Here is a 24,361-nt window from a genome sequence, read left to right as displayed (position 1 = left end):
AGTGTGAAGCGGTTTTCCGTTCGGAAATGCGTAAAACAAAGAGCTAGTCGCGTTTGACGCTCATCAGCATGTCCCACATATCGGCACCGGTCTCGAACACTTTCGCATTGGCGGCGAAACCGTTTTCGGCACCGATCATGTCGGTTATCTCACGCAAGGGATCGACATTTGAGGTGTCTTGCGTTGCGGGCGCATCCGTGGAGCGGGTTGTGGTTGCTGCAACGCCTGAGCCGCTGGCCGAAAGAGTGGTGTTCAGCCGTTGATATCCGGGTGTATCGGCATTGGCGATATTGCTGGCAATATTGGTCAGCCGCGTCTGCTGGGCCAACATGCCGGATGTTGCACTGTTCAAAATACCGGAAATGCTCATCTGGTCCGTCCTTGGCTTGGTATAACAAGGTGTAGCGGACACGGTTTACCGAAGGCTGAACAGTCAAGCTTAACAATAAGATAGCGGATGTCTCAAGCTGATACGGTTAGAACATCAAGCTCAGATCAGCCGCAGGCCTTTCAGGCTGGCATGGCCCTGTTTGCCGATGATGACATGGTCATGCACGGTGATGCCGAGAGGTTTGGCCGTATCGATAATGGTCTTGGTCATCTCAATATCGGCGCGCGATGGGGTCGGATCACCACTTGGGTGGTTATGCACGAGGATAATGGCCGTGGCGGATAATTCGAGCGCGCGTTTGACCACTTCACGCGGATAGACGGGCGTGTGGTCAACCGTGCCTCGGCCCTGCACTTCATCGGCGATCAGCGTATTGCGCTTGTCGAGAAACAGGATGCGGAACTGTTCGGTGGTTTCATAGGCCATGGCGGCATGGCAATAGTCGATCACGCTCGACCAGGAGGACAGGATCTGCTTGCCCTTCAATTCGCTTTTCAGCATCCGCTGCGCTGCCGATGAAATCAGCTTCAGATCAAGCGCCACGGCCTCGCCGACGCCTTTCACTTCCTGAAGCAGGCTGTGCTTTGCGCCAAATACTCCCGCAAGGCTGCCAAACCGGTCCAGCAGGGCCTTGGCAATTGGTTTGGTGTCACGCCGTGGGATCAGCCGGAACAACAGCAGTTCCAGCACTTCGTAATCGGCCAGCGCCTCGTCGCCCTTTTCCTTAAACCGCAGGCGCAGCCGTTCACGGTGACCATGGTAATGTTCGGGCCGCTTGGCACTGGTGTCCGGCGCCTTTTTCATCGCCTTCGGCTTCTGGACCTGTTCGGCAAAAAAACCGCGTTCGTCCTGCTCGTAATCGAAGCTCTCGTCCTGATCCGGCAGGAAGGACGAGGAGGCGGTTTCGTCGACGTTAAAGCGCGGAGGCTTGTTCATTGCTCAGCCTTGCAAGGGAGGCAGGCCCGGACGGTCAAGCCCGGCAGGCGACAGTGTGAAGATTTCGCAGCCGGACGAGGTAACACCGACGGTATGTTCATACTGCGCCGTCAACGACCGGTCTCGGGTCACCGCCGTCCAGCCATCGGCCAATACCTTTACATGCGGCTTGCCGAGATTGATCATCGGCTCGATGGTGAAGATCATGCCCTCGCGTATTTCCGGGCCTTCATCGGGCCGACCATAATGCAGGATATTCGGGCTGTCGTGAAACAGTTGCCCAACGCCGTGGCCGCAGAAATCCCGCACCACGGAACAGCGCTGCGCCTCGGCAAAGCTTTGGATGGCCGCACCGATCGCGCCGGTGCGCGTTCCCGGCCTGACGACCTCTATGCCACGCATCAGGCATTCATGGGTGACTTCGAGCAGACGTTCGGCGGCGCGCTTGATTTCGCCGACCGGATACATCCGGCTGGAATCGCCATGCCAGCCATCCACCACATAGGTCACGTCGATATTGACGATATCGCCTTCGCGCAAAGGTTTGTCATCGGGAATACCATGGCAGACGACATGGTTGATCGAGGTGCAGACTGAATGCCGGTAGCCGCGATAATTCAGGGTTGCAGGCAGAACACCGTTATCCATGCCAAAATCAAAGACAAACCTGTCGATTTCATTGGTGGTAACGCCGGGCTTCACCATCGGGGCCAGGGCGTCCAGGCAGCGGGCTGTGACCTGGCAAGCCTTGCGCATCGCTTCGAAAGCATCCGCGCCATAAAGACGGATCGCACCGGTGTTTTTGAGCGGCGCGGTTGCCGCGTCGATGTAATTTACCATTCCACTATCATCCCGCAATCAATTTCAGTTTTTTACATACCGCAGGCAAAGGTTGTTCGTCCATCACGATCCGCAGAGTACGATCAATTCTTAACCGCTTCCGGCCTGCTATATCCAGGTCACCTTCAATTGCAGTCAGTGGCTCCTTGCAGGAAGGCACGGGCCGCGCCACTGATGCGCCTCTCACGGTGGCTAAGGGCGGTGAAATGACGAGGCGGAAGTGGGATCGGAGCAATCTGCAATATGCCGCTCGCCACAAGCGCTTGCACTGCCGACCGAGACAGCGCGCTGGCGCAGCCGCCCGCCCCAAGCGCCGATAGCACCGCTTCATTGGATGGAAAGGTCAAGGCCACGGTCAGCGATGACGGCTCTATCTCCATCGCCTTCAATGCCTGCTCGAAATAGGCGCGCGTACCCGAACCTTTCTCCCGCAAGATCCAGGGCGTGGCCAGAATCGCCGCTGGCAGATCCGCCGCGGGATCAGCCAGCGGATGGCCGCAGGGGACGACGATGACCATTTCGTCTTCTGCGACCACCAGATGCGTCAATATATCAGAAGGTATTTCGGCCTCGACAAAGCCCAGTTCCGCGCTGCCCGTCTCGACGGCGGCGGCGACCGAGGCGGAATTGCCGATGGTCAGCGCCAGTTCAATATCCGGATAAAGGCCATGAAACTGCATCATTTTGCGTGGCAGCCAATGGCTGGCCACTGTCTGGCTGGCATGGATGGTCAGCTTGCCCCGGCTTAACCCACCCAGTTCGGCCAGCACCAATGCCGCATGGTTTGCGGCATCAAGCGTTGCGCGGGCCTCATCGGTGAAGATCCGGCCTGCCTGGGTAAGTTCTATACCCCGTCCAACCCGGTCAAACAGCAGGACATCGTGATTGGTCTCCAAGGCGCGGATAGCCGCGCTGACGGCGGACGGCGTCAGGCCGATTGCCTCTGCCGCCCGAGTGACATGCTGACGCTCGGCAACGGCAAGGAAAATGGTCAATTGCTCAAGTGTCATGGTGATCTCGATTGTGAAATTATTCTGCATGAACTGTAGTCAATTATGCGTTGGAGTAAAATGAATTTCCCATGCAAAACAGGCCAACCGATGGAAAGGTATGAAAATGCGCCTGTTTCGCCCCGTTATCTCGCTTGCGCCTGGGATTGCCCTGTCCAGCGTTGTCGCTTTGGGAGGCTATGCTCTCGCCTTTACGGTTCAGCGTGTCACGGGGCTGACGCCTGTCGATGCCCTGGTCTGGTGCATTTTACTCGGCACCCTGGTCAAAAGCCTGTTTGTCCTGCCGCAGGTCGTGAACAAAGGCATTCATGCCTGCGCAAAAACCGTGCTGGAACTTGCCATTGTTCTTTTGGGCGCATCGGTCAGCATTAGTCAGATCGCCGGGAGCGGGTTCACCCTGATAGCTTTTGTGATTGCCGTGGTCTGTTGCGGCTTGGTCAGCAGTTATGTGATTGGGCGTGTTATCGGATTGCCGCATCCGCTGGCTTTGTTGGTTGCCTGCGGCAATTCGATTTGCGGAAATTCGGCGATCATGGCGGCAGCCCCGGTGATCGGCGCCGATGCCGACGAGGTAGCGTCGTCCATTGCCTTTACTGCGGTGCTTGGTATTCTTGTTGTGCTTCTGCTGCCGCTGGTGGCTTTTCAAGCCGGTCTGGACCCCCGCCATTACGGAATTCTGGCGGGCATGACGGTCTATGCCGTTCCGCAAGTGCTTGCAGCCACTGCGTCCTTCGGGCTGGTCAGCCTGCAAGTCGGCACGCTGGTCAAACTGATCCGCGTGATGATGCTGGGGCCTGTTCTGCTGGGACTGGGCCTGCTGGGATTGGAGATGAGTGCCAGAGGTATGGAAATGGGGTCCGGGTTCAAAAATGAGCGTAAGGTCAGCTTTGCGCAACTGGCGCCCTGGTTCATCGTCGGCTTTCTGGCATTGATGGTGGCTCGATCCCTGGATGTCCTGCCGCATGTCCTGCTGGAGCCTTCGCAGCATCTGTCGGGATTTCTCACCACTCTATCGATGGCGGCGCTTGGTCTCCAGGTTGATCTGCGCAGCCTGCTGGCGTCCGGGGGCAGGGTGCTGGCGGCGGGTAGCCTTTCCATCCTGGCGCTGGCGGCGATTGCGCTGACGGCCATTCATTTCATGGTGTAGTCAAATCATGATGTCGTCAAACGGTCAGCCGCACGGGAACGCTGCAAGACGGAATGATCCCGCCCGGTGTGATTGCGCATTTCACCGCATAGGCCTCGACACCCTGGCTTATGGCGGCGGTAAAGGCCCGGCCATAGGCGGGGTCGAGATCGGCGCAGATCGCCAGGACATCGCAATCCTGCCGCTGGATCACATAGAGCATCGCCGCCCGCTTGCCTGCCGTCACCAGCTTGGCCATTTCGGTCAAATGTTTTGCACCTCTCGTGGTGACGCTATCTGGAAATTCCGCCAGTCCTGTTTCACGGATGAAATGGACGTTCTTCACTTCGACATAGCAATCCGCTTTGCCAGGCCCCGACAAAAGAAGGTCGATCCGGGAGTTCTCGCCATAACGCTGCTCGGTGCGGATCTGCGGATAGTGTAAGAGATCGCTGACCAGACCGGCGCGGATCGCCTCCTGCGCCAGACGATTGGGAAGGCTGGTATTGACACCGACCAATGTGCCATCGGCTTCGATCAACTCAAACCCATAGCGATACTTCCGGCCCGGCTTGTCGCTTTGCGACAGGTAAATACGGGAGCCGGGCGTAGTCAATCCGCGCATCGAGCCGGTATTGGCGCAAAATCCGGTGATTTCGCTGCCGTCTTCCAACACGGCGTCGAAGAGAAAGCGTTTGTAACGGCGCACCAAAGTGGCCGCGACCAATGGTGGATCGAACATCATGGGATTTCTATCGTCCGGCCAATCTTAGACGCGCTCCAGCACGTAAGCGCCCGGCGCATCCCCTATGGCATTCAGCGCGGTGCCGCCCGGTTTGCGGGCCGCCACGCGGCGTTTGTCCAATCCTTCAATCCATTTCTGCCAATGCGGCCACCAGGAGCCGGCGGTTTCCTCAGCCCCTGCCACCCAATCCTCAAATGTGCCCTCTGGCTTGCCATTGGTCCAGAACTGGTATTTGCGCTTGTCGGGCGGATTGACCACGCCGGCGATGTGGCCCGACCCGCTCATCACATAGGTGACGGGACCGCCAAAGCACGCCGACCCGACAAACACCGATTTCGCCGGGGCAATATGGTCTTCCTTGGTGGCGAGATTGTAGATCGGGATTTTCACGTCCTTCAGCGACAGGGTCTTGCCATCCAACTGCATCTTGCCGCGCGCCAGATTGTTTTCCAGATAGCAATTGCGCAGGTAAAAGGAGTGATTGGCCGCCGCCATCCGGGTCGAATCGGCATTCCAGTACAAGAGATCGAAGGCGGTCGGGTCCTGACCCTTCAGGTAATTGTTGACGAAATAGGGCCAGATCAATTCGGACGAACGCAGCATGTTGAAGGCCGAGGCCATTTTCGAGCCGTCCAGATAGCCCTTCTGCCGCATCTTCTCTTCCAGCCCGCTCACCTGTTCCTCGTCCACGAAGACTTTCAGGTCGCCTGCATGGGTGAAATCCACCTGGGTGGTGAACAATGTGGCGCTGGCAATACGGCTATTGCCTTCCTTGGCATGCAGCGCCATGGCAGCAGACAGCAGAGTGCCGCCAACGCAATAACCGATGGCATTGACCTTCTTTTCGCCGGTGGCTTTCTCAACGGTGTCGAGGGCAAAATCCACGCCTTCGCGAATATAGGACAGCCAGTCCTTGCCCGCATGGCGTTGATCAGGATTGACCCAGGAAATCACGAAGACCGTGTGGCCCTGGTCGACGCAATATTTGATGAAGCTCTTTTCCGGGTTGAGATCGAGAATATAGAATTTGTTGATCCACGGCGGGCAGATCAGCAGGGGCCGCTTCAGCACCTTGTCGGTAGCTGGGTCGTATTGAATGACCTCGCAGACATCGCTCTGGGCGACGACCTTGCCCGGCGTCAGCGCCATATTGGTGCCCAGCGCGAATTTGCTGGTGTCGGTCTGGCGCATCCGCAATTCGCCCTGACCGGCGGCCATGTCCTCGGCAAACATTTTCATGCCCTTGACCAGATTGGCACCGCTGGTGGCGACCGTCTCGCGGTAAAGCTGCGGATTGGTCATCACGAAATTGACTGGCGACAGCGCCGCCGTCATCTGCCGGACGTAGAACAGCGCCTTATGGCGCGCATGCTCGTCCATGCCCTGGGTATTCTCCACCAGTTTCTCGGCCCAGTCGGACAGGACAAGATAGGCCTGGCGCAGAAAATCAAAGAACGGGTTGCGCTGCCAGTCGGCATCCGCGAATCGCTTGTCCTTGATCGGTTCTGGTGGTGGAGGTGTTTGGGCGGGCATGGAAAGGCGGCTCAGGCTCTTCATCCAGACGCCGAACAGGGAGGTCATCAGATGCGTCTGCGCCTCCAGGCTGCGCTGCGGATCAGTCATCCAGTATTCCGCCACGCCTGACAGGGTCTTGACCAGTTCGACGGCGGGCTCCGCCACCGGATCGACAAGACCAGACTTTTCACGCGGCGCGATCCAGGAGGAGGCCGCCTTGCCGAGGTTTTCAAGCGCCTTGGCAAGATTGACGGCCAGCGCTTCGGGGTCCTTGACGATATAGGGATCGATCAGGGAAGGGTCGAAACCCATTTGATTGAAACCGGCCTTTTCGGATTCAGAACCGTCAGCGTTGTTTGCTGTTTTGCTGGTTTTCGGCCCGGTGTCTTGGCTGGTTTCCGGCCCGCGTTCTGGCGCGTCGGACGCGGGACGGGATTGACCGGCGCGACCTTGGTCCTTCGATGCTGTGGTCAATGCCATCTCCCCTTGGCTCTTCTCTTTTTTATATTTGCCTATCCTGCCTGAAAATGACTACAAGTTCCAGACAGATGAAAGGTGTGGGTGTGGTTTGACTCACATGTTTTACAAGGTTTGCGCGTTTTGTCGCAGGTTATTCACGTTTGCGCTGTGAAAAGCATCGTGAGAATAATCACACGGCTTGCGCTGCTGTTTTTCCCGGTGCCGGGCGGATTTGGTTGGGTTTGAATATGGTTTCGATCGTCTCTTTGGTTGGGCAGTCTTCGTGTATGAAGCCGGCTCTGCGCCTGGCAAAAGCCGGTGTGGTTGGATCTGGCGTTGCCTGCCTGCTTGCGCTGGCCGGCTGCAATAGCACAACCGGCTCACAATCTGCGGTGCGCCCGGGCCATGTCGATGTAACCGTGACCGACAAGGCCGATCCCGCCGCCGCGGCCTATACGACGCCGGATGGTTATCCGGATTTTTCACGGCCCTTGACCGCGGCCAATGTGCAGATGAGCAATGACGAGGCGAAGGACATGGGTAAGCGCCTGTCTTCGCTCTCTTATCTGCGCAAGACCGGGCAGATCAGCCAGGCCGAATACGAGCGCCGCGTCGAGGAAATGCGCAAGCTCGCCAAGACCAACGGACAGGTTCAGGGCCAATAAGACAAGCCGTACCGCCTGCCTGTAAAATAGCCCTTGCCTTGCATGGCATTTGGCCGCAAAGCAAATGCAATGTGACAGTTGCATTCTACCATGTCGAATGTGCCCCGGAACCGATGACCGGGAGGGACAGGGCAGGGTGCTTCTGGCCAAAATCTACCGCGAATCATTGCAATTTGCGGTATTGTCACGGCACCCCGATTTGCCAGATCCGTTTTCGGGGATGCTGCAGTGGAAAACGGATCGTCCGCAAGGCGGGGAGCCTGCGGTTCAACGAGGTCTGAGATGGAAGAGTTTCACAAAGTTCGGCGTCTGCCGCCCTATGTTTTCGAACAGGTCAACCGTTTGAAGGCAAGCGCGCGAGCCGGTGGCGCTGATATCATCGATCTCGGCATGGGCAATCCCGATCTTCCGACCCCGCAGAACATTGTCGATAAGCTGTGTGAGGCCGTTCAGGACCCGCGCACCCATCGCTATTCCTCGTCCAAGGGCATTCCGGGGCTGCGCCGGGCGCAGGCCGCCTATTATGCCCGCCGTTTCAATGTGAAGCTCAACCCCGAAACTCAGGTTGTCGCGACGCTGGGATCGAAGGAAGGCTTTGCCAATATGGCGCAGGCGATCACCGCGCCAGGCGACGTGATCCTTTGCCCCGATCCGACTTACCCGATCCATGCCTTCGGCTTCCTGATGACCGGCGGTGTGATTCGCTCCATCCCGGTCGAGCCGGATGAAACCTTCTTCCCGCCGCTGGAGCGTGCGGTGCGCCACTCTATTCCGAAGCCTCTGGCGCTGATTATCAATTATCCGTCCAATCCGACGGCGCGTGTCGCCTCGCTGGATTTCTACAAGGACGTGATCGCCTTTGCCAAAAAGCATGACTTGATCGTGCTTTCGGATCTCGCCTATTCGGAGATCTATTTCGATGGCAACCCGCCGCCATCGGTGTTGGAAGTGCCTGGAGCCATGGATGTCGCGGTGGAATTCACCTCGATGTCGAAAACCTTCTCCATGCCCGGCTGGCGCATGGGCTTTGCCGTCGGCAATGAACGGCTGATCGGCGCCCTGGCCCGGGTGAAATCCTACCTGGATTACGGTGCGTTCACGCCGATCCAGGTGGCCGCTACCCATGCGCTGAATGGCGATGGCACGGATGTTGCCGAAGTGCGCAATATCTATAAGCGCCGCCGCGATGTGCTGGTCGAAAGCTTTGGCAAGGCCGGTTTCGAGGTGCCGCCACCGGCGGCTACGATGTTTGCCTGGGCAAAAATTCCCGAAAAATTCCGCCATCTCGGTTCGCTGGAATTCTCCAAGCTGCTGGTGGAAAAGGCCGATATGGCTGTTGCGCCGGGCATTGGCTTTGGTGAACAGGGTGATGATTACGTCCGCATCGCGCTGGTCGAAAACGAGCACCGTATCCGCCAGGCCGCCCGCAATCTTAAGCGGTTCCTGTCGACAGCGGACGACACCCTGCACAATGTCGTATCGCTCAACGCTCACCGTTGAGTTTTTATCGGAGCGGCCCATTCGTGGCCGCTCTTTTCCGAATATTGAAAAGCATATCAGGATTGTCTCATGGCTGATGCCCTTAAGATCGGCATTGCGGGTCTCGGAACCGTTGGTGCGTCACTGGCGCGTATTTTGCAAACCCGCACCCAAGCGCTCACCGTCGCCTGCGGTCGGCCTATTGCCATTTCTGCGGTGTCGGCGCGCGACAAGACCCGCGATCGCGGTGTCGATCTTGCCGGTATCGCCTGGTTCGACAGCCCGGTCGAGATGGCTGAAAAGGCCGATATCGATGTGTTCGTCGAGCTGATCGGCGGCGCGGAAGGACCAGCCGAACACTCTGTGCGCGCAGCCCTCGGTCGTGGTGTGCATGTGGTGACTGCCAACAAGGCGCTGCTGGCCCGCCATGGTGTGGAACTGGCCAAGCTGGCGGAAGAAAAGGGCCTCTTGATCAACTATGAAGCTGCTGTCGCGGGCGGTATCCCGGTTATCAAGACGCTGCGCGAATCGCTGACCGGCAATGATTTCTCGCGGATATACGGCATCATGAACGGCACCTGCAATTACATCCTGACCCGGATGGAAAAGGAGGGCCTGAGCTTTGCCGATTGCCTGGCTGAAGCCCAGCGCCTGGGCTATGCCGAGGCCGATCCGACCTTCGATATCGAGGGCAATGACACGGCGCATAAGCTGTCGATCCTGACCACTTTGGCCTTTGGCAGCCAAATTGCCGCAGACGAGATCTATCTTGAAGGCATCAGCAATATTTCCATCGACGACATCCACGCCGCCCGCGATCTCGGCTACCGAATCAAGCTGCTCGGCGTGGCGCAAAAGACCGCCACCGGTATCGAACAGCGCGTCCATCCGACCATGGTGCCGCTCGATTCGGTGATTGCCCAGGTCGATGGCGTGACGAATGCGGTGGCGCTGGAATCCGATATTCTCGGCGAATTGCTGATGGTCGGCCCTGGCGCGGGTGGCAATGCCACGGCATCCGCCGTTCTGGGTGACATTACCGATATCGCCAAAAGCCGCCCCGGTGCGCAGATGGTTCCGGTTTTGGGCCGCCCGGCGCATCTGTTGGAACCCTATGTTCAGGCCGAGATGACCCGGCATGAAGGCGGCTACTTCATCCGCCTGACCGTGGTCGATCGCACCGGCGTTTTCGCCAGCATTGCGACGCAGATGGCGGAAAACAACATTTCGCTCGAATCGATTGTCCAGCACTCGCAGACATCGTCTGACGCCGATCAAACCAAGACGATCATCCTTGTCACCCACGCCACACTGGAAAAATCCGTGCGCCAGGCCGTTGCCGCCATCAAGGAGGAAGGCTATCTGCTGGGTGAGCCGCAAGTGATCCGCATCGAGCGGCCGAAAACAGCTTAGCTCCAGACTGTGGAGCGGCGATAACCGAGTTGCTTCATCAATGCTTGAACCCGCTGACCCGATCGAACGCGCCTTTTTGAATGTCGAGACCTCGGTTAGCGGTCAGCGCTGGGTGTCTCGGCTGGATCAGGCCGGGTTGAACCGGTCGCTGGCGATTGCGCAGGTGCATGGCATCCCCGATCTGGTGGCGCGGGTGCTGGCCGGGCGGGGTGTGGCGGTTGCCGATGCGCAAGCCTTTCTCGATCCGACTATTCGCGATCTGATGCCCGACCCTTCCAGCCTGACCGATGGCGACAAGGCCGCCGACCGGCTGGTGGCGGCAATCATGCGCTCTGAGCGCGTGGCGATTTTTGGCGATTATGATGTCGATGGTGCTGCTTCGTCGGCGCTTTTGTGGCGGTTTCTTGCGCATTTTGGCATTGAGGCCGAAATCTATATCCCCGACCGGATTTTCGAAGGCTATGGCCCGAATGCTGGTGCCATCGGTCAGTTGATCGAGCGCGGCGCGCAATTGATCGTCACGGTGGATTGCGGCTCGACAAGCCACGATGCACTGGAGGAGGCCAGACGCCGAGGCGTGGATGTGGTGGTGATAGACCATCACCAGATGGGCCAGGATTTGCCCGCCTGTCTGGCATTGGTCAATCCCAACAGGAGCGACGATCTGTCAGGAAAGGGCCACCTCTGCGCGGCGGGCGTGGTGTTCATGGTGCTGGTGGGAACGCTGCGCAAGCTGCGCGAGGCTGGTCATGGTGCCGCTCGCTCGCTCGATCTGCTGGCCTGGCTTGATCTGGTGGCGCTGGCGACGGTCTGCGATGTCGTGCCGTTGAAAGGGTTGAACCGCGCCTATGTGGTGAAAGGCTTGATTGCCGCCCGCCATCAGCAAAATGCCGGTCTTGCAGCCCTTCTGAAGATCGCCGGGATTGGCGGCCCGGTGACGCCTTATCATTTTGGCTTCCTGGTTGGGCCAAGAATCAATGCCGGAGGCCGGATCGGCGATGCGGCGCTGGGCAGCCGGTTGCTGACGCTGGACGACGCTGCCGAGGCCGATGAAATCGCTGCCCAACTGGATGATCTGAACCGCCAACGTCAGGCGATGGAAGCGCAGATGCTGGCCGAGGCAGAAGCCGAGGCCATGGCGGAATATGGCACCGGCGAGAATGCCGCCGTGATTCTTACAGCCCGGGAAGGCTGGCATCCCGGCATTGTCGGGCTGCTGGCGGCCCGTCTTAAAGAGCGATTCCAACGGCCTGCCTTTGCCATTGCCTTCGATGGATCAGGCAAGGGGACAGGCTCCGGCCGGTCCATTGCCGGTTTCGACATGGGAAAGATGGTGCGTGCGGCGGTGGACAATGGCCTGCTGGTTAAGGGCGGCGGCCACGCGATGGCCGCAGGGCTGACGGTAGAGCGTGGCAATCTCGGCAAGTTGCGGGCGTTTTTTGATGAACAGGCGCAGGAAAAGGTCATGGCGCTTTCCGCCATCAGGGCCTTGAAGATCGATGGTGCGGTTGGCGCATCCGGTGCGACGCTTGCGTTGATCGACCTCTTGGAAACCGCCGGACCCTATGGTTCCGGCCATTCCCAGCCGATCTTTGCCATCCCAGCCCACCGCATTCGCGATTCTCGGCTGATTGGCACCAGCCACGTCAAGGTCACACTGGAAGCGCCGGATGGCAGCCGAATCGACGGCATTGCCTTTCGCGCCAAGGAAACACCGCTCGGTGATCTCCTGCTCGGCCGCCGAGGCGACGCCGTGCATGTCGCCGGCTGCCTTGGGGCAGAACTCTGGCAAGGCACGCGTCGTATCCAGATCCGAATTCTGGATGCAGCACCAGCGTTTTGAGCGCGGCGAACAACAGTACGCCAGAGCGGTTCGATTAAGCTGAGAACGTAAAGCTCACGCTGCGCTTGGCAACGATATAAACATCAATATCGGGAAGGGTCAGTGGCACGCCCTAGGGGAGTCGAACCCCTCTTTTCAGAATGAAAATCTGACGTCCTAACCGATAGACGAAGGGCGCGTGCTGTGGGGCTGCTTATAGGCAGGCGGATGATTCATGGCAAGCGAAAAAATGAGCTTTTTCCGTAGGCTCAGTGATTTTTTTCATGCGATCTATCAGCTGGCTGACCTAAGGTCGCGCAGTCTTTTCCGCTTCAATAAGCAGGATGTAGAAACGAGTTTTCCGGGGAAACGCAGTGGCACGCCCTAGGGGAGTCGAACCCCTCTTTTCAGAATGAAAATCTGACGTCCTAACCGATAGACGAAGGGCGCGTGTTGCGTGCGGCTCTCTTAGTGCGAACCGACTGGAGCTGCAAGCGAATTTTTCAGCTTTGCTGCCGAATTTTCCTCGTCCTGTGGAGAACCGTCGATGCTCCGCGCCCACCCTTCGAAAAGCTGCTGTAATGTGCAGGGGTCGAATCCAAACATTTCCATCGTTATCTTTGAAACGATCGTTATTTTTGAAACATGTTGGGGAATTAAGCAGTGGCACGCCCTAGGGGAGTCGAACCCCTCTTTTCAGAATGAAAATCTGACGTCCTAACCGATAGACGAAGGGCGCGTGCTGTGGCGCCCTTATAATCACGTGTTTGGAGGCTGGCAAGCACTGAAATCCAAAATTTTACGGAAAAATGACAGCCTGAAAAATGGGCCAGTCAGCCCGTCATTTGCGTATTTTGGCAAGGAATTTCTTGATGAAACTGTCCTTCGTCATGCCCTGAGCCCCAGGCGCACCCTCGATTTTTTCCATTTCGGTAACTCCCGCCGAACTGGCCATGCCGGGTGCTGCGGTCGGCAGGCTCGTCTGCAACTGGGCTGGTACCGGTGACATCTGTTGTTGTGGCATCGTTGTCTGTTGCGCCTTTGGCGCCGTACGAACCTTCTTCGGATTTGGTGCGAGACCTGCGAGAATTTCCGCTTTTGAGGCCGGGCGTTGCTTGACAACAACTGGGGCCGGGGTAGGGGCGACCACAGGCTCTATCGGTTGATTGGCCTGCGTCTGAGGTTGTGTTTGTGGTTGTGTCTGTTCCAACGGCTTTTGCACGCTGTAAACGCTGTTTACCGTGGCCTGGAACGGACGAACAGGCATGTTCGGCGGCACAATGCTATTTGCCGGGCTACTGGCCGATGCCGCGCCGTCATCTGATGGATGGGATGCGGAATAGAGCCCGGATGAGTTTGGCGATGCCGTTTGCTCCGGTCTGGACTGGTTCATCGCCACAACCTGTTCGGCTGACGGTCCGGAGGAGAGAGTGGCGCTGCCATTGGCTCCAGCAGCGCCAGACGCCGTCCCGGGCTTGCGATGGCCGGTATTGACGAGGGGATCGCGGTATAAGCCACCCTTATTGGGCGGCGGCGAGACACTGGCTGGATGCGCTGCCGTTTCAACGACATCGGCATCGCCAATCGCGCCTTGTTCCACGATGGGAGGTGGAGTTTTCGTGGTCGCGCAGCCCGCCAGCAAGGCAAGGCCGAAAACGACGGCAATACTTGTTGACGCTGGCTTGCCATTCGCACCCATAAAAAGCCTGGGCGCACACTTGAAAAGCATGGAATTGGCAGTCCAAGGCTTTTGCCCGAACAGACGGTTTGGGGACATCATGTCGCTCTCCTTGACGAGACCGCCCGGACCTGTCGATGGTGGGCAGTGTCTATGGTTGGAGCGATCGTGACACAATGAGCTTGCGTCAGGCATGATGCCGCCGCGATCACGGCGGCATCGGAGATGAGTGTGTTACACGGAAAGACGTGCGGCGGGTACGACTACCAGGTGCCGGTATTGGGCATGGAGAGCCAAGGCTCTGTTGGTGCCAATGCGCCGTTTTTCTGGAGGATTTCGATGGAAATACCGTCTGGAGAGCGCACGAACGCCATATGGCCATCGCGGGGCGGGCGGTTGATCGTCACGCCATTATCCATCAGCTTCTGGCAAATGGCGTAGATGTCATCCACTTCATAGGCAAGATGGCCGAAATTGCGCCCACCCGCATAGTCTTCGGCATCCCAATTATAGGTCAGCTCTAGACAAGGGGCCATGTCCTGGCTGGCTTTGGCCTTGTCTTCGTCGGCGGCAAGGAAAATCAGCGTGAAACGGCCCTTTTCATTGTCGATTCGGCGAACCTCGCTCATGCCGAACAATTCGCAATAGAATTTCAGGGAGGCGTCGACATCCTTGACCCTGACCATTGTGTGAAGATAGCGCATTTTGAAATTCTCCCTGTTGCATGCCGCATATGTCGCCTGAGGGCGACAGCTTCAAGCATTGTCATGGCCGTGCCTGAAAAAAATGACATCATGAGAGAAAATGACCGGCCCAAAGAAAATTGACTGAATAGATAAAGGGGAAAGCGGGAAATCTGCACTCGTCAGTTTCGAACAAGCTCCAGGCGCGAAAAAGCAGATGCGAATAACTGAAACTAGGGCTTGCGCAACAGTATTAACAAAATGTTAATCTAGCCTTCGGGAATCAGTAAGCGTTATCCATGTTTGGCGTGTCGAGGGGCGGTTTAGAGATGGCGGATAGAATTTCAGCGAAAGAGTTCGTGGAATTCAGCGGGCTCTCGGAAGAGCCCCTGGATCTTGTCGAGATCACCGGTGTGGTGAAATGGTTCGACGTTGCCAAGGGTTTTGGCTTTATCGTACCGGATAATGGCATGCAGGACGTCTTGCTGCATGTGACCTGCCTGCGCCGGGACGGTTACCAGACCATCCTGGAAGGAACGCGGATCGTCGCGCTGATCCATAAGCGCGATCGGGGTTATCAGGCCTTCCGTGTTCTGTCGATGGACCAGTCGACGGCAACGCATCCCTCACAAATGCCGCCTGTGCGGACCCACGTTCAGGTGACGCCATCGAGTGGGTTGGAGCGGGTTCTGGTCAAATGGTTCAATCGCACCAAAGGCTTCGGCTTCCTGACGCGGGGCGAGGGCACCGAGGACATTTTCGTTCACATGGAAACGCTGCGTCGATTCGGCTTGACAGAATTGCGGCCCGGACAGACAGTGCTGGTACGCTTCGGCAATGGCGACAAAGGCCTGATGGCGGCAGAAATTCACCCGGATAACCCTGCGCCGCATGTTATGGCGCATTGATTGTCCCGTATTGTGAGTGATGGGAATGCTGGTTTTTTCTAGAAGCGCCTTTTGGGCGCTTTTTTTCTATATTGCACTCTCGCTATCCCCGGCTCTGGCTGAGCAATTTCTCAAAGGGCCAGCTGTCATTCAGACACCGACCGGTCAGCAGCTTCGTCTGAAGATGGAATACGCGATCTCCGTTGCACAACGCGAGCAGGGCCTGATGGGCCGTACCAAGCTTGGCCCGAATGATGGCATGGTTTTCGATTTTGGCGACAGCCGCAATGTGGTGATGTGGATGAAAAACACGCCTTTACCGCTGGATATGCTGTTTATTGATGAAAAAGGCGTGGTGACCGGTGTTGCGGCGCGTACAAAACCCTATTCCGAGGACTTGATACCTTCGCCGGGTCCGGTTCGCTATGTGATTGAACTGAACGGTGGGCGGGCACAGGCGCTGGGGATCGGTCCCGGCAGCATGGTAATACAGGGAATTGCACCCCCTCCATAACGTTGCGAACAAAATCATCGAAAAGACGGTTTTTTTGAGTTTTTCCTGTTGCGATTAAAGAGTGAACCGTGTATCTCCCCATCATTCGGCGGTCACGGAGTGTAGCGCAGTCTGGTAGCGCATCTGGTTTGGGACCAGAGGGTCGGGAGTTCGAATCTCTCCACTCCGACCATTCTTCCGGCGAATCCTTTCGCTGGAAGATGACGGCGAGGAAGGGAAGAGATATAGTCTCTTCGTTTTCATGAGGAATCGGAATTATGTCCGCTAAGATTTACCGTCCTGCAAAAACAGCCATGCAATCTGGAAAAGCAAAGACCCATCTATGGGTTCTTGAATTCGATGCATCCGAACCTCGGACGATCGACCCGATGATGGGCTATACAAGCTCCGGCGACATGCTCCAGCAGGTCAAGCTGACGTTTGAAACGCAGGAATTGGCCGAAGCCTACGCTCAGCGCAATGGAATCGATTACCGCGTCATCCAGCCAAAGGAACCACGCCGCCAGTCGGTTTCCTACACAGACAATTTCCGCTTCAGCCGCCTGCAGCCCTGGACGCATTAATCCCATCTGCTGCAGCCCCCTGGCCCGTGATACGGGCCAACACCGGCCCCTTAGCTCAGCTGGATAGAGCACCTGCCTTCTAAGCAGGTTGTCGCAGGTTCGAGTCCTGCAGGGGTCGCCAATCTCTAAAATTTACTTTGTAAGGCTCTGAAATTACTCATTCATTTTTAAGGTGAGGGGTTTGTGGTTCAGGGTGAGGGGATAGGATGGTCCCGTTCAGTTTCGTTGCCGCCGCCTGTGAGAGTTTCTTACGGTCGGCTTTTTTAGTATAAAGCGCGGCCATCGCGTCGGAATTCCAGCCGAATAGTGCTTTCAGTTCGGCGTTACTGCCGCCCACTAAGGCGCGTTTTTGAGAAATGGATTCTGGGATGACCAATGTCATGTCCTCAAAAGCGGAAATGACATCAAGATCTTTTAAAAATTTGGTTTGATGCGCTGCTCGATCAGTCTGGAATCAAGTCAGAGATCTGTCCGTGCGATACCAGCAGGCGTGGGTTCGTCATGCTTCCATTTTCCTCATCGATTGTGACTGCGTATGCGGCAACGCCAATATAGCGAGTGGCCATCGCACCAGCAATTTTCTCTGCTGAAGCCACACTTGACGCTTGGCGCATATCGCCCGGCACAATACCGGCGCGGTTCTTTTTGAACTGCACGACAATAATTTTTTCAGCGTCAGACATGATACTATCCTCTCTCTTTTGTTCTCTTTATGTTCTTTTTTCGAGAAAAGTCAATGCCGTTTTTTCACGTGTCCATTGGAACGCGGTGAGCAAAATTCTTCGAGATTGCCACTTGTGGCCAGGCAGTCGCCGCAAACGGATATCGTGGCGACTGGCCAACTTGGGTGAAGGCGACGTATAAATTGCGAAGAACTGGCGTTCGTCCTGCCGGGCCTTGGCTAAGCCTTCCGCACTTATTTCTTTTTTGTCGAGGATTCGCTGTTCTTGACCTGTGAGCCGAGCGTGGGCGCTACGACTTTATCAACCGTCTTGTCCTTCTTCGGCTTTCGCGTTTCCTTGTTGCCGCGTACCTGACCTTTAGCCATTGTCGTTTCCTCCGTGTTGAGAATGACAGCTAGCCGCGATTGCCGGGTGAAAAGCAAGCGAAATCCGACGGATGAGCAGTGCCTCAAACCTGTTTGCCTACCTTGTCATTCCTCATCCAGCCCGCAAGAACCGGACGGCCTCATCGCGGCGGTGCAGGTAGAGCAATGTGCGCACCGCCTCGCCGCGTGCCGAAGTCAGGTCGGGGTCGCGTTCCAGCAGATAGGCGGCGTCCTTGCGGGCGATTTCCAGGAGGTCGGCGTGGTGTTCCAGGCTGGCGATGCGAAAGCCGGGCGTCCCGGATTGGCGGGTACCGAGCAACTCGCCTTCGCCGCGCAGTTTCAGGTCTTCTTCGGCAATCAGGAAGCCATCCTCGCTGTCGCGCAGGATTGACAGGCGGGCCTTTCCGGTTTCGCCCAGCGGGCCTTTATAAAGAAGAATGCAGGAGGAGGCTTCCGCGCCGCGCCCAACCCGGCCGCGCAGCTGGTGCAATTGCGCTAGGCCAAAGCGTTCGGCATGTTCGATCACCATGATTGTCGCGTCCGGCACGTCCACGCCGACTTCCACCACTGTGGTTGCTACCAGCAGCCGTGTTTCACCGCTCTTGAAAGCCAGCATGGCGGCGTCTTTTTCCTCGCCTTTCATGCGGCCATGCACGAGGCCTATGGGCGCCTTGAGGCAGGTTTTCAGCACCTCGAAGCGCTCCTCCACCGACATCAGTTCCGATTCCTCGGTCTCTTCGACCAGAGGGCAGATCCAATAGGCCTTCTTGCCGGAAGCAATCGCGGCCTGGAGCCGGTCAACGATATCGCCGATTCGCTCCACCGGCACGGTCACGGTCTGGATCGGCTTGCGCCCCGCCGGTTTCTCGGTGAGCTTGGAGACATCCATATCGCCGAAGGCGGCCAGAACCAGCGTGCGCGGAATGGGCGTCGCGGTCATGACCAGCATGTGTGGCGAAACGCCCTTGGCTGTCAGTCGCAGCCGCTGGTGCACACCAAAGCGATGCTGCTCATCCACCACGGCCAGCATGAGATTGTGATAATTGACCGAATCCTGAAACAGTGCATGGGTGCCGATGACGATTTGCGCGGCGCCGGAGGCGATTCGCTCCAGCACCGCTTCGCGCTCGCGGCCCTTGGTGCGTCCGGTCAGTACATCGACGGCAATTCCGGCAGCAGCCGCCATTTTTGACAGCGTGGCGTGATGTTGGCGCGCCAGAATTTCGGTCGGCGCCATCAGCACGGCCTGGCCGCCGTTTTCCACCACAGCCGCCATTGCCAGCAGCGCCACCAGCGTCTTGCCCACGCCGACATCGCCCTGCACCAGGCGCAACATGCGGCTATCGCTTTCCATATCTTTCAAGATATCGGCAACAGCGTCCTTCTGGCTGTTGGTGGGGGTAAAGGGCAGGGCGGCAAGGATTTTTCCGCTCAACTCGCCCGTGGCGCGAACCGGTGTTCCCGCCACCTTGCGCAAGCGTTGACGCACCAGTGCCAGAGAGACCTGGCCCGCCAGAAATTCATCATAGGCCAGCCTGCGCCGGGCCGGGGCCTGCGGGTCCACATCCTTTTCGTCGCGGGGGCTGTGCAAACGCTCAAAACTTGGTTTGACAGCGTCGAAAACCTGTTTTGTCACCAGTGCCGGATCAATCCATTCGGCAAAGTCCGGCAGGCGCTCCACCGCGTGGTCGATTGCCTTTTTCAGCACTTTCGGCGAAAGGCCCGCCGTTAGCGGATAGACCGGCTCGACCAGCGGCATGGCTGCCGCCTCGCTGGCCTTGACCATAAAATCCGGGTGGACCATCGAGGGGCGGCCATTGAACCAGTCGATTTTTCCCGAAACCGTGATGATCTCATCGACCGGCAAGGCTTTTTCCAGCCAATTGCCCTTGGCGCGAAAGAATGTCAGCGCTAATTCACCGGTCTCGTCATGCAGGAAAACCCGGTAGGGCGCGTTGCGATTTTCCTTAGGCGCAGGCGTGTGGCGATCAACCCGGCCCGTCACGGTGACGATGGCGCCTTGCGGAGCACGGGCAATTCCTGGCTGATTGCGCCGGTCGATCAGGCGATGCGGGCTTAAGAACAGCAGATCGACGACGCGGGCGTCCTCGGCATCTTCGCGGCCCAGCAGGCTCGCCAGCAATTGCGCCAGCTTCGGACCAACGCCCGGCAGGATGGAAACGGAGGCAAACAGGGGATCGAGCAGGGATGGACGCATGATGGCGGCAAAATGCCGTGTGATGAGGCGCATTGCAAGGCTGACAAGGCAATTGTGAGCGGGTATACAGCATCGGACTGAAAAGTGGCTACCGGTTTTCAGAGATATCCGATGCGATGAAAAAAGCATCGGACTGAAAAGTGGGAACCGGTTTTCAGGCATATCCGATGCGAAGAGAAAAGCATCGGACTGAAAAGTGGGAACCGGTTTTTCGGTGGGGCGATGTTGTGAGGAAGCACCGGGTTCTCGGCTTCGCCGCCCCCTCATCCGCCTGCTGGCACCTTCTCCCCGATGGGGAGAAGAGGGATGGAGCCGACAGGTGCAGTGCGTTTTCAGTGAGGCGAGGACCGCCGAGCGAAGGCGGGGGAGTGACGAACTGCTTGCTCCGTCATGACTTGTGAAAACCGGTCTACGAGAAAATTCGATGCGAAGCCAAGAGGTTCGGCATCAACAGGAAGGTGAATGACATGACTGGTCTGGTTCGCAGCAGCGCCGATCTCGATCCCCGCCGCAGGCGTATTCTGTTTCGCTGCTGGCATCGGGGTATCAGGGAGATGGACCTGATGCTCGGCCAGTTTGCTGAAGCCGAGATCAGTGCACTCAACGATGCTGAGCTGGATGATCTCGAACTGATCATGGCCGAAGAAGACAATGACCTGATCAGCTGGATCAATGGTGCTGCCCCTGTGCCTGTTCATATGCAGATTCCGTTGTTTGATCGCATTGCCGCCACACGACCTGATTTTTCGCCTGTCGATGGTTTGGCCATTGCATTGTCGTCCAGGCCTGATGCGAGTGCTGTGACCGAAAAATGATTTCCCTGTTTGATGCAAAGAAGACGGCAGCGGCTGCGTCCGCTGTCACCCTCTCGCCTGTGCCTGATGGCATGGACGCTTTTCTGGTGGCGGAACTGGCGCGGCAGGGCAGGCCTGTCGCCTATCTTCTATCGGATTCCAGCCGGATGAACGATATCGAGCAGATGCTCGGCTTCTGTGCGCCTGATATTCCGGTGCTGACCTTGCCCGCCTGGGATTGTCTGCCCTATGACCGGGTTTCGCCCAGCGCCGATATTTCCGCCCGCAGGCTTTCGGCGCTTTCGGGGCTGATTGCCCATGCGCGAAAGCCGCATCCGGGCATCGTCCTCGTTACCGCCAATGCGATGTTGCAAAAGCTGGCACCGGCTGATGTTATTGAAAGCCTGTCCTTTTCGGCCCGTCCCGGCAATCAGGTGAAGATGGACGACATTGCCGCCCGCTTGTCGCGTAATGGTTTTGAGCGCGTCGATACGGTGCGCGAAGTTGGTGAATTTGCGGTGCGTGGCGGTATTCTTGACGTGTTCGTGCCGGGCTCTGAGGAGCCGGTGCGGCTGGATTTCTTTGGCGATACGCTGGAAAGCATCCGCAGTTTCGATCCGGCCAGCCAGCGCACCATCGGTCAGGTCCGCTCACTGGACCTCAACCCGATGAGCGAAGTGACGTTGACGCCGGAAAGCATCAGCCGGTTTCGCAAGAATTACCTGTCGCTGTTTGGCGCGGCCACCCGCGACGATGCGCTGTACACCGCCGTGTCCGAAGGACGCCGTTATGCAGGCATGGAACACTGGATGCCGCTGTTTCATGAAAAGCTGGAGACGGTGTTCGATTATCTCACCGATTTCCGCGTGGTGCTCGACCATACGGTGCGCGAATCCGCCGAGGAACGCGGCAAGCTGATCCGCGACTATTATGAGGCGCGTTTGAACAGCGCGACACCCGGCAAGGGTCATCTGGCCCAGGGCACGCCTTATAAACCGATACCGCCGGAATATCTCTATCTGGGGGCGGCGGAATTTGCCAAGAAGCTTGAAGCGCTCAACCCGATCCGGCTGACGCCGTTTGCCGAACCGGATAGCGAAGGCCGCAAGATTGTCGAACTCTCCGCCCGCTCCGGCCCGCGCTGGGCGAAGCTGGCTGCGCAGGAAAGCAGCGAGACCAAGGCTGATGGCGAGGCGCAACGGGTCAATGTCTTTACCCAGGCAGTAAAATATATTTCCGACAAGCGGGCTTCCGGCTCCAAGGTGCTGATTACCGGCTGGTCGGAAGGTTCACTCGACCGGCTGTTGCAGGTGTTGAACGAGCACGGGCTGGAGCGGCTAAAGCCTCTTACTGCCCTGAAGGATCTCGATCAGCTTGGCAAGGGTCATGCGGCAACCGCCGTCCTGGCGCTTGAGGGCGGGTTCGAGGCGGGCGAACTCGTGGTGGTCGGCGAGCAGGATATCCTCGGCGACCGCATGGTGCGCCGGTCCAAGCGTCGCAAGCGGGCAGCCGATTTTATTTCGGAAGTGGCCGGGCTGGATGAAGGCTCTATCGTTGTTCATGCAGAGCATGGCATTGGCCGGTTTATCGGATTGCGCACCATTCAGGCGGCAGGCAGTCAGCATGCCTGCCTGGAACTGCAATATGCCGATGAGGCCAAGCTGTTCCTGCCGGTCGAAAATATCGAGCTTCTGTCGCGCTACGGCTCGGAAGGCAGCGAAGCGCAACTGGACAAGCTGGGCGGCGGCGCCTGGCAGATGCGCAAGGCCAAGCTGAAGAAACGCCTGCTGGATATGGCAGGCGGGCTGATCCGCATCGCCGCCGAGCGGATGATGCGGTCCGCACCGGTGCTGGCCACGACTGAAGGCTTCTACGACGAATTTGCCGCGCGGTTCCCTTATGAGGAAACCGAGGACCAGATGAATGCCATCGAGGCGGTGCGCGGCGATCTGGCTGCCGGACGTCCAATGGACCGGCTGATCTGCGGTGATGTCGGCTTCGGCAAGACGGAAGTGGCGCTGCGCGCCGCCTTCGTGGCAGCGATGAACGGTATTCAGGTGGCGGTCGTGGTTCCGACCACGCTGCTTGCCCGCCAGCATTTCAAAACATTTTCCGAACGGTTTCGCGGTCTGCCAATCCGCATCCAGCAGGCCTCGCGGCTGGTCGGTACCAAGGAGCTGAACCTGGTCAAGAAGGAAGTGGCCGAGGGCAAGACGGATATTGTCGTCGGCACCCATGCTCTTCTGGGGTCGGGCATCAAATTCGCCAATCTTGGCCTGCTGGTGATCGATGAAGAGCAGCATTTCGGAGTCAAACACAAGGAACGGCTGAAAGAGTTGAAGAGCGATGTGCATGTGCTGACGCTGTCGGCGACGCCCATTCCGCGCACCTTGCAACTGGCGATGACCGGGGTCCGCGAATTGTCGCTGATCACCACGCCGCCAGTGGACCGTATGGCGGTTCGCACCTTCATTTCGCCCTTCGATCCGCTGGTGATCCGTGAAACGCTGATGCGCGAACATTATCGCGGCGGCCAGAGCTTCTATGTTTGCCCCCGTCTGGCGGATCTTGCCGATATCAAGGCATTTCTGGAGTCGGATGTGCCTGAGCTGAAAGTGGCGATTGCCCATGGCCAGATGGCGGCGGGCGAGCTGGAAGACATCATGAACGCCTTCTATGAGGGCCGATACGATGTTCTGCTTTCCACCACCATCGTCGAATCCGGGCTGGATGTGCCGACCGCGAATACTCTCATTGTCCACCGCGCCGATATGTTCGGCCTTGCCCAGCTCTACCAGATCCGGGGCCGGGTCGGCCGCTCCAAGGTGCGGGCCTTCGCGCTGCTGACCCTGCCGGTCAACAAGGTACTGACGACCAGCGCCGAACGGCGGCTGAAAGTGCTGCAATCGCTGGATACGCTGGGCGCGGGCTTCCAGCTCGCCAGCCACGATCTCGACATTCGCGGCGCTGGCAATTTGCTGGGCGAGGAACAATCCGGCCACATCAAGGAAGTCGGCTTCGAGCTTTACCAGCAAATGCTGGAGGAGGCCGTGGCCGAGGTGAAGGGCGAGGACGAGGTCGTCGATAGCGGCTGGTCGCCGCAAATCCAGGTCGGCACTTCGGTGATGATCCCCGACGAATACGTGCCGGACCTGCATCTGCGTCTTGGCCTGTATCGCCGTCTGGGCGACTTGACCGAATTGACCGATATCGATGGCTTCGGCGCCGAGTTGATCGACCGATTCGGACCGCTGCCCGCAGAAGTGCAGAATCTGTTGAAGGTCGTTTACGTCAAGGCGCTGTGCCGCAAGGCTAATGTTGAAAAGCTGGAAGCCGGACCGAAGGGCGTGGTGGTCCAGTTCCGCAACAAACTGTTCCCCAACCCGGCAGCCTTGGTTGGCTTCATCGCCAAACAGGGCAGCATGGCCAAGATCCGTCCCGACCACAGTGTGTTCCTGACCCGCGATCTGCCAACGCCGGAGAAACGGCTGGCGGGTGCGGCGACCATCATGGCGCAATTGGCGGAACTGGCCAAGGTTAAGTGAGAGCAGAGGCGGTCCATCGACCGCCTCCAG

General features: G+C 58.0%; 22 protein-coding genes and 5 tRNA genes. 12 read left to right on the top strand and 15 right to left on the bottom strand.

From position 1 onward, the window contains the following. Positions 1 to 43 precede the first annotated feature (43 nt). From IEI95_RS17660 to IEI95_RS17645, 4 genes are all read right to left on the bottom strand, one after another. Positions 44 to 370 (bottom strand): flagellar basal body rod protein FlgC, encoded by a 327-nt coding sequence (locus tag IEI95_RS17660; RefSeq protein WP_156536053.1) that lies wholly within the window; start codon positions 368 to 370, stop codon positions 44 to 46. Between the two features lie 120 nt (positions 371 to 490). After that, positions 491 to 1,327, bottom strand: coding sequence for a RadC family protein (radC, locus tag IEI95_RS17655; RefSeq protein ID WP_234894805.1), 837 nt, complete (start codon positions 1,325 to 1,327; stop codon positions 491 to 493). Between the two features lie 3 nt (positions 1,328 to 1,330). Continuing rightward, entirely contained in the window at positions 1,331 to 2,167 is an 837-nt protein-coding gene (map, locus tag IEI95_RS17650; RefSeq protein ID WP_070164841.1) for a type I methionyl aminopeptidase, read from the bottom strand. Positions 2,168 to 2,292: 125 nt separating this feature from the next. Then, positions 2,293 to 3,207 carry a LysR substrate-binding domain-containing protein gene (locus IEI95_RS17645; protein ID WP_337738462.1) on the bottom strand — a complete coding sequence of 305 codons (915 nt, stop codon included), beginning with the start codon at positions 3,205 to 3,207 and terminating at the stop codon, positions 2,293 to 2,295. Between the two features lie 70 nt (positions 3,208 to 3,277). On the opposite strand from IEI95_RS17645, the gene IEI95_RS17640 reads away from it, so the two are divergent. Then, entirely contained in the window at positions 3,278 to 4,324 is a 1,047-nt protein-coding gene (locus tag IEI95_RS17640) for a YeiH family protein (protein WP_420360084.1), read from the top strand. A gap of 16 nt (positions 4,325 to 4,340) precedes the next feature. On the opposite strand, the gene sfsA is transcribed toward IEI95_RS17640, so the two are convergent. Both sfsA and IEI95_RS17630 read right to left on the bottom strand, forming a co-directional pair. Continuing rightward, on the bottom strand, positions 4,341 to 5,048 hold the full coding sequence (gene sfsA, locus IEI95_RS17635; protein ID WP_156535787.1) for a DNA/RNA nuclease SfsA: 708 nt from the start codon (positions 5,046 to 5,048) through the stop codon (positions 4,341 to 4,343). Positions 5,049 to 5,072: 24 nt separating this feature from the next. Continuing rightward, positions 5,073 to 6,875, bottom strand: coding sequence for a class I poly(R)-hydroxyalkanoic acid synthase (locus IEI95_RS17630; RefSeq protein WP_156535846.1), 1,803 nt, complete (start codon positions 6,873 to 6,875; stop codon positions 5,073 to 5,075). A 434-nt stretch (positions 6,876 to 7,309) separates the two neighbouring features. Between IEI95_RS17630 and IEI95_RS17625 the strand changes: the two genes are divergently transcribed. From IEI95_RS17625 to recJ, 4 genes are all read left to right on the top strand, one after another. After that, the gene (locus IEI95_RS17625; RefSeq protein WP_156535788.1) at positions 7,310 to 7,687 is read left to right on the top strand and encodes a hypothetical protein; all 378 of its coding nucleotides are present in this window, start codon (positions 7,310 to 7,312) and stop codon (positions 7,685 to 7,687) included. A 282-nt stretch (positions 7,688 to 7,969) separates the two neighbouring features. Next, entirely contained in the window at positions 7,970 to 9,187 is a 1,218-nt protein-coding gene (locus IEI95_RS17620) for an LL-diaminopimelate aminotransferase (RefSeq protein WP_070164838.1), read from the top strand. Positions 9,188 to 9,256: 69 nt separating this feature from the next. After that, positions 9,257 to 10,579: a homoserine dehydrogenase gene (locus tag IEI95_RS17615; protein ID WP_015916052.1), complete on the top strand. Its 1,323-nt coding sequence runs from the start codon at positions 9,257 to 9,259 to the stop codon at positions 10,577 to 10,579. A gap of 40 nt (positions 10,580 to 10,619) precedes the next feature. Beyond that, positions 10,620 to 12,422, top strand: a complete 1,803-nt coding sequence (gene recJ / locus IEI95_RS17610; protein ID WP_156535789.1) for a single-stranded-DNA-specific exonuclease RecJ — start codon at positions 10,620 to 10,622, stop codon at positions 12,420 to 12,422. Between the two features lie 103 nt (positions 12,423 to 12,525). On the opposite strand, the gene IEI95_RS17605 is transcribed toward recJ, so the two are convergent. The 5 genes from IEI95_RS17605 to gloA all read right to left on the bottom strand — a co-directional run bounded on the left by IEI95_RS17605 (position 12,526) and on the right by gloA (position 14,783). Next, positions 12,526 to 12,600: transfer RNA gene (locus IEI95_RS17605), tRNA-Glu, on the bottom strand. Between the two features lie 176 nt (positions 12,601 to 12,776). Next, a tRNA-Glu gene (locus IEI95_RS17600) sits at positions 12,777 to 12,851 on the bottom strand. Between the two features lie 214 nt (positions 12,852 to 13,065). After that, positions 13,066 to 13,140: transfer RNA gene (locus tag IEI95_RS17595), tRNA-Glu, on the bottom strand. Positions 13,141 to 13,242: 102 nt separating this feature from the next. After that, entirely contained in the window at positions 13,243 to 14,181 is a 939-nt protein-coding gene (locus IEI95_RS17590; protein WP_194416835.1) for a hypothetical protein, read from the bottom strand. 161 nt (positions 14,182 to 14,342) lie between these two features. Continuing rightward, entirely contained in the window at positions 14,343 to 14,783 is a 441-nt protein-coding gene (gene gloA, locus IEI95_RS17585; protein WP_156535791.1) for a lactoylglutathione lyase, read from the bottom strand. 308 nt (positions 14,784 to 15,091) lie between these two features. On the opposite strand from gloA, the gene IEI95_RS17580 reads away from it, so the two are divergent. The 5 genes from IEI95_RS17580 (at position 15,092) to IEI95_RS17560 (ending at position 16,847) form a co-directional block, all read left to right on the top strand. Next, entirely contained in the window at positions 15,092 to 15,670 is a 579-nt protein-coding gene (locus IEI95_RS17580; RefSeq protein ID WP_015916056.1) for a cold-shock protein, read from the top strand. Between the two features lie 25 nt (positions 15,671 to 15,695). Next, positions 15,696 to 16,163 (top strand): DUF192 domain-containing protein, encoded by a 468-nt coding sequence (locus IEI95_RS17575; protein WP_337738463.1) that lies wholly within the window; start codon positions 15,696 to 15,698, stop codon positions 16,161 to 16,163. 95 nt (positions 16,164 to 16,258) lie between these two features. Further along, positions 16,259 to 16,335 (top strand) — tRNA-Pro (locus IEI95_RS17570). A gap of 85 nt (positions 16,336 to 16,420) precedes the next feature. Then, positions 16,421 to 16,726, top strand: coding sequence for an ETC complex I subunit (locus IEI95_RS17565; RefSeq protein WP_015916058.1), 306 nt, complete (start codon positions 16,421 to 16,423; stop codon positions 16,724 to 16,726). 44 nt (positions 16,727 to 16,770) lie between these two features. Then, positions 16,771 to 16,847: transfer RNA gene (locus IEI95_RS17560), tRNA-Arg, on the top strand. A 36-nt stretch (positions 16,848 to 16,883) separates the two neighbouring features. Here IEI95_RS17560 and IEI95_RS17555 read toward each other — a convergent pair. The 4 genes from IEI95_RS17555 to recG form a co-directional block, all read right to left on the bottom strand. Then, complete coding sequence (locus IEI95_RS17555; RefSeq protein ID WP_156536389.1) at positions 16,884 to 17,102, bottom strand: hypothetical protein; 219 nt, start codon at positions 17,100 to 17,102, stop codon at positions 16,884 to 16,886. 67 nt (positions 17,103 to 17,169) lie between these two features. Continuing rightward, on the bottom strand, positions 17,170 to 17,409 hold the full coding sequence (locus IEI95_RS17550) for a hypothetical protein (RefSeq protein ID WP_015916101.1): 240 nt from the start codon (positions 17,407 to 17,409) through the stop codon (positions 17,170 to 17,172). Between the two features lie 233 nt (positions 17,410 to 17,642). Further along, a complete protein-coding gene (locus tag IEI95_RS29635) occupies positions 17,643 to 17,774 on the bottom strand; it encodes a hypothetical protein (protein ID WP_267967302.1) in 132 nt (43 codons plus the stop codon). A 112-nt stretch (positions 17,775 to 17,886) separates the two neighbouring features. After that, positions 17,887 to 19,992 (bottom strand): ATP-dependent DNA helicase RecG, encoded by a 2,106-nt coding sequence (recG, locus tag IEI95_RS17545; protein WP_156536394.1) that lies wholly within the window; start codon positions 19,990 to 19,992, stop codon positions 17,887 to 17,889. Between the two features lie 467 nt (positions 19,993 to 20,459). Between recG and IEI95_RS17540 the strand changes: the two genes are divergently transcribed. Both IEI95_RS17540 and mfd read left to right on the top strand, forming a co-directional pair. After that, complete coding sequence (locus IEI95_RS17540; protein ID WP_156536388.1) at positions 20,460 to 20,807, top strand: FAD assembly factor SdhE; 348 nt, start codon at positions 20,460 to 20,462, stop codon at positions 20,805 to 20,807. Next, positions 20,804 to 24,331 carry a transcription-repair coupling factor gene (gene mfd / locus IEI95_RS17535; RefSeq protein WP_156536387.1) on the top strand — a complete coding sequence of 1,176 codons (3,528 nt, stop codon included), beginning with the start codon at positions 20,804 to 20,806 and terminating at the stop codon, positions 24,329 to 24,331. Before IEI95_RS17540 ends, mfd begins: the two co-directional genes overlap by 4 nt. Positions 24,332 to 24,361: the final 30 nt, after the last annotated feature.

Origin of the sequence: Agrobacterium vitis (assembly GCF_014926405.1) — a bacterium.
GTDB lineage: Bacteria > Pseudomonadota > Alphaproteobacteria > Rhizobiales > Rhizobiaceae > Allorhizobium > Allorhizobium vitis_H.
The sequence above is the reverse complement of the archived record's forward strand: the minus strand, read 5'-3'. Positions and strand labels throughout refer to the sequence as shown.

What these genes read in the sequence shown, in the direction of transcription:
- IEI95_RS17550 (WP_015916101.1), bottom strand. Translation starts at nt 17,409, where the DNA reads ATGTCTGACGCTGAAAAAATTATTGTCGTGCAGTTCAAAAAGAACCGC.
- IEI95_RS17640 (WP_420360084.1), top strand. Translation starts at nt 3,278, where the DNA reads ATGAAAATGCGCCTGTTTCGCCCCGTTATCTCGCTTGCGCCTGGGATT.
- IEI95_RS29635 (WP_267967302.1), bottom strand. Translation starts at nt 17,774, where the DNA reads ATGGCTAAAGGTCAGGTACGCGGCAACAAGGAAACGCGAAAGCCGAAG.
- radC (WP_234894805.1), bottom strand. Translation starts at nt 1,327, where the DNA reads ATGAACAAGCCTCCGCGCTTTAACGTCGACGAAACCGCCTCCTCGTCC.
- recJ (WP_156535789.1), top strand. Translation starts at nt 10,620, where the DNA reads ATGCTTGAACCCGCTGACCCGATCGAACGCGCCTTTTTGAATGTCGAG.
- mfd (WP_156536387.1), top strand. Translation starts at nt 20,804, where the DNA reads ATGATTTCCCTGTTTGATGCAAAGAAGACGGCAGCGGCTGCGTCCGCT.
- IEI95_RS17540 (WP_156536388.1), top strand. Translation starts at nt 20,460, where the DNA reads ATGACTGGTCTGGTTCGCAGCAGCGCCGATCTCGATCCCCGCCGCAGG.
- recG (WP_156536394.1), bottom strand. Translation starts at nt 19,992, where the DNA reads ATGCGTCCATCCCTGCTCGATCCCCTGTTTGCCTCCGTTTCCATCCTG.
- IEI95_RS17630 (WP_156535846.1), bottom strand. Translation starts at nt 6,875, where the DNA reads ATGGGTTTCGACCCTTCCCTGATCGATCCCTATATCGTCAAGGACCCC.
- IEI95_RS17590 (WP_194416835.1), bottom strand. Translation starts at nt 14,181, where the DNA reads ATGATGTCCCCAAACCGTCTGTTCGGGCAAAAGCCTTGGACTGCCAAT.
- IEI95_RS17580 (WP_015916056.1), top strand. Translation starts at nt 15,092, where the DNA reads ATGGCGGATAGAATTTCAGCGAAAGAGTTCGTGGAATTCAGCGGGCTC.
- map (WP_070164841.1), bottom strand. Translation starts at nt 2,167, where the DNA reads ATGGTAAATTACATCGACGCGGCAACCGCGCCGCTCAAAAACACCGGT.
- IEI95_RS17575 (WP_337738463.1), top strand. Translation starts at nt 15,696, where the DNA reads ATGCTGGTTTTTTCTAGAAGCGCCTTTTGGGCGCTTTTTTTCTATATT.
- IEI95_RS17660 (WP_156536053.1), bottom strand. Translation starts at nt 370, where the DNA reads ATGAGCATTTCCGGTATTTTGAACAGTGCAACATCCGGCATGTTGGCC.
- IEI95_RS17620 (WP_070164838.1), top strand. Translation starts at nt 7,970, where the DNA reads ATGGAAGAGTTTCACAAAGTTCGGCGTCTGCCGCCCTATGTTTTCGAA.
- IEI95_RS17615 (WP_015916052.1), top strand. Translation starts at nt 9,257, where the DNA reads ATGGCTGATGCCCTTAAGATCGGCATTGCGGGTCTCGGAACCGTTGGT.
- gloA (WP_156535791.1), bottom strand. Translation starts at nt 14,783, where the DNA reads ATGCGCTATCTTCACACAATGGTCAGGGTCAAGGATGTCGACGCCTCC.
- sfsA (WP_156535787.1), bottom strand. Translation starts at nt 5,048, where the DNA reads ATGATGTTCGATCCACCATTGGTCGCGGCCACTTTGGTGCGCCGTTAC.
- IEI95_RS17645 (WP_337738462.1), bottom strand. Translation starts at nt 3,207, where the DNA reads ATGCAGAATAATTTCACAATCGAGATCACCATGACACTTGAGCAATTG.
- IEI95_RS17625 (WP_156535788.1), top strand. Translation starts at nt 7,310, where the DNA reads ATGAAGCCGGCTCTGCGCCTGGCAAAAGCCGGTGTGGTTGGATCTGGC.
- IEI95_RS17565 (WP_015916058.1), top strand. Translation starts at nt 16,421, where the DNA reads ATGTCCGCTAAGATTTACCGTCCTGCAAAAACAGCCATGCAATCTGGA.